Here is a 2,645-nt window from a genome sequence, read left to right as displayed (position 1 = left end):
CCTGCTTGCTGTCCGAGGCGTTGTCCTGTTCACTGTTGAGACTAGGAGGACAGAGGCCCAGAACCCGTGGCGAAGGCAGAAGACTGGCTCAAGCGGCAAGGTACTGTGGAGCCGTCGGTACACCATACGCGAAGTCATCAATGCAGTACGAGACTCGGGGCTCAACCTCCTGAGACTCGGAGGGGTCTTCTCCATTGTCAGACCTGTCTATACGCAGGACACAGGGACACCGTGCTCATGGAGCGAGAGGACGGCGATGAGTATTGAGCGCAGGCTGCTATGGAACCGCGCTCTCGCAAGGAGGGCGAAGTATCTCATCGTCGCCGCCGGCAGGTCACAGGACTAGAATCCCATCCGGTGAAGCTCGCTCTGAAGGAACTCTTTGGTCCGGGTGAGGTTGTGCCAGCGCTCGGCAAAGTTCTCCGGGCTTATCCCATGCTGGTCATACTTTGCAAGCAGGTCAGACAACTCCACCTCTGTCTCAGTGAGTCGGTCACGGTACATCTGGGCCCGCACTGCCGCACTCGCCTCTTCGGACTCGCTGGGCTTCTGCACAGAGATTATGCGCCCATCCATGATCCTGTATATCCTATCGGTCTGCCTCGCAATAGCAGGGTCGTGCGTGACTATGATGACGGTCTTGCCCATGTCCTTGTTGACGCGATGGAGGAACTCGACTATTTTGGCACCGGTCTCTGTGTCGAGGTCTCCAGTTGGTTCGTCTGCGATGAGGATTGGTGGGTCATTCGCGAGGGCAGCAGCTATGGCCACTCTCTGTTTCTCTCCGCCACTGAGCTCGTCGGGCTTGTGATTCATCCTGAGCTCCAGCCCCACAGTCTTGAGGAGTTCCTCTGCACGTTTCCTCCTCTGCGACGGCGGGACCTTTGTCGCCAAGAGGGGAAGCTCGACATTCTCGTAGGCGGTGAGAGTAGGTATCAGGTTCAGGGTCTGAAAGATGTGGCCAACCACCTTCTGTCGCAGAAGGCCCAACTCAGCGTTCGTCGCGTTGGTTATCTCTCGCCCAGCAACCCATGTCTGCCCTGCGGTAGCCCTAGTGAGACCGCCGACTATGTTCAACAGCGTGGTCTTTCCGGAGCCGCTGGGGCCAACAATGGCAATCATCTCAACCTGTTCAATGCGCATCGAGAGCCCCCTGAGTGCTTGCACTTCCACATTGCCGAGCTTGTACACCTTCACAAGTTCTTTGGTTTCAATATAGCTGACCATTTCATCTCACTCCCTTAGAACGTCTATCTTCTTCTCATCAAAGCGTGCTGTGACCAGGATGGGTATGAGAGCACAGACGACAACGACTAGCACTACGCACGACATCAATGACACTGACATCAAGTCAAAGACCATCCTTGGTCTGACCAGCGCCTGTGCCTGCTGACTGCCACTCGACACGTTCCCGAATATCTGTATCAGCCCGGTGACCAAGCCCAGAATCAATGAGAACGTGATTAGGACCATGACTTCTGCCAGAAGGGCCTTGAGCACCTGAGAGGCGGTGAAGCCACGGACTGAAAGCAGTGTGGTCTCGTACTCCTTCTCTTTCAGGGTCAGACTCACAACGAGCCCCGTACCGACACTGGCCAGGACCAGAGCGAACGCAATACCAACCCAGTTCGCCCGCGTACTGACCGTGGCGAAAGAAGTCTCGGTGCTCCTGGCATGGTCGCGTGATGTCACTGAGTCGGTGGCAGACACGTAGTCTGCTATCTCAACTATCTTCTCCTCTACGGCCGTACCGTTGTGTCCGGGTGCTGTCTTTACAAGCACCCACTGTTCAGCATAACCGAGTACGCCTGCTGACTCTAGGAAGTCCCTGGGCACGTAAGACGGGTAGGAGCCACCAAACGCGTATTGACCCACGAATTCCTCAAGCACACTGGCGAACCCCACAAGTCCGACTACCTTCATGGTTCGAGGCGTGGATGAGCCGGGTACAAACACGGTCATGTTGTTGCCCACTCGCAGACTGAGCTGTCGAGCAACAGATATGGATAGGAGGATCTTGTTTCCAGTGAAGTCCTGCATCACCTCACTGAACGAACTGCCAACGAACCACTCGGGCTCGTAGTAGGCGGTCTCAAGCCACTCTTCTGCATCAATCCCTCTTGTGGGAAGAGACCCACGGGATGTGCTAAATGACAGACGGTACTCGACAGTGAGCGATGTGACCCCATCTATCGCTTCGATTTGAGGCAGGGCACTCGTCAGGTTGGCACCGGGCGAGAACGTACCCGAGACATCTGAACCGACCGTGAAGAGGTCTTCGCGATGAGCGCGGTCCTGCTCAGACAGGAGTGCACCGACACTGTAGATCCCGTAGGACACAATCAGAGATATCACAAACACCAGGGCTGCGTTCCGTGCAGGGTTCCGTTTCACGTTCCTTGTCGCAAGCGTTCCGAACGAGCCAAAGAACCGCCTTCCCGCGCTGACTATCCACTCCTGGAACTTCTGAGAGCCCCGTAGCATGATCTTGGTCAGTCCATAGAGAAAGAGGATTGGGCCTGCAAAGTTCAGAAAGGCATCTACAGGACTCCATATCGCAACGACAATGACCAAGAGGAAGTTGACACGGAGTGCACCGACAAGAAGAGACGAGATGTCGATGCCAAGTGCCCAGACTATGATCT

General features: G+C 55.7%; 3 protein-coding genes. 1 reads left to right on the top strand and 2 read right to left on the bottom strand.

The genetic code is table 11. The features are described from left to right. Nucleotides 1–346 (top strand): hypothetical protein (locus tag HXY34_01510; protein NWF94797.1); only part of this gene is annotated, 346 nt, incomplete at its 5' end. On the opposite strand, the gene HXY34_01505 is transcribed toward HXY34_01510, so the two are convergent. Both HXY34_01505 and HXY34_01500 read right to left on the bottom strand, forming a co-directional pair. Then, the gene (locus HXY34_01505; protein NWF94796.1) at nt 343–1,227 is read right to left on the bottom strand and encodes an ABC transporter ATP-binding protein; all 885 of its coding nucleotides are present in this window, start codon (nt 1,225–1,227) and stop codon (nt 343–345) included. The two genes, HXY34_01510 and HXY34_01505, sit on opposite strands and share 4 nt — an antisense overlap. Nucleotides 1,228–1,233: 6 nt before the next feature. Beyond that, nucleotides 1,234–2,645, bottom strand: a 1,412-nt coding sequence (locus HXY34_01500) for a hypothetical protein (GenBank protein ID NWF94795.1), incomplete at its 5' end; no start/stop codon positions are given.

Source organism: Candidatus Thorarchaeota archaeon, from assembly GCA_013388835.1.
GTDB lineage: Archaea > Asgardarchaeota > Thorarchaeia > Thorarchaeales > Thorarchaeaceae > JACAEL01.
The sequence above is the reverse complement of the archived record's forward strand: the minus strand, read 5'-3'. Positions and strand labels throughout refer to the sequence as shown.